Below are 890 nucleotides of genomic sequence, written 5' to 3'. Positions count from 1 at the left end.
CAGGACGGCAATGACACGCTGTCCGGCGGCTTTGGCAATGACAGCCTGGATGGCGGGTCGGGCTATGACAATCTGTCCGGCGAGGGTGGCAATGACACACTGGCCGGCGGGGACAGCGATGATTATTTGTGGGATTTCAGTGGCAACAACCTGCTGCTGGGCGGGTCTGGCAGTGATTACATAGAAGGTGCCGGGACCCTTCAGGGGGATGTCGGCAATGACACTCTCAGGGGCAGCAGCGGCAACGACACCCTGATCGGTGGCGACGGCAACGACATCCTCACCGGTGCTCCCGGGACCGATCTGCTGGAAGGGGGCGGCGGCAATGATCAACTATATGGCGATTATAGCTGGGATAATTATGCCGACTCTTTGAACACCCTGCGGGGTGGCGATGGCGACGACCTGTTATGGGCTTCCAGAAGCGATCTGGCGGAAGGCGGGGCCGGCAACGACACGGTCCACATTCTGGGTACCGGGGTCACGGTCGATGCCGGGGCCGGCAACGACATCATCTTCCTGACGAGGACGACCGCCACCATCACCGGCGGCGGCGGACAGGACAGGTACGCCCTGGAGTCGGGGATCGGCAATTATTCCGCGTCCACCCCCACCCTGGTCACCGACTTCACCGCCGGGTCCGGCGGCGACATGGTCGACCTGAATGGCCTGCTGACGGAAATCACCGCCTATACCGGCGGCAACCCCTTCACCGCCGGCTTTGTGCAACTGTTGCAGACCGGCGCCGACACGCTGGTCATCTATGACCGCGACGGCACCGGTACGGGCTATGCCCCCACGGCCCTGCTGCGTTTGCAGAATGTCACCGCGACCAGCCTGACCACCGACAATTTCAGCCCCCCATACAGCCCCACGGGCGGCACAGCCGC

Annotated in this window: 1 protein-coding gene; it reads left to right on the top strand. The window is 63.5% G+C overall.

All coding sequences use genetic code 11. The features are described 5' to 3' along the window. On the top strand, positions 1-890 hold an 890-nt coding region (locus ACODTW_RS28255; RefSeq protein WP_488949552.1), incomplete at both ends, for a calcium-binding protein.

This window comes from Niveispirillum sp. FG148, assembly GCF_057809655.1.
Note: the sequence above shows the minus strand (reverse complement) of the source record. Positions and strands in the feature narration are given on the sequence as shown.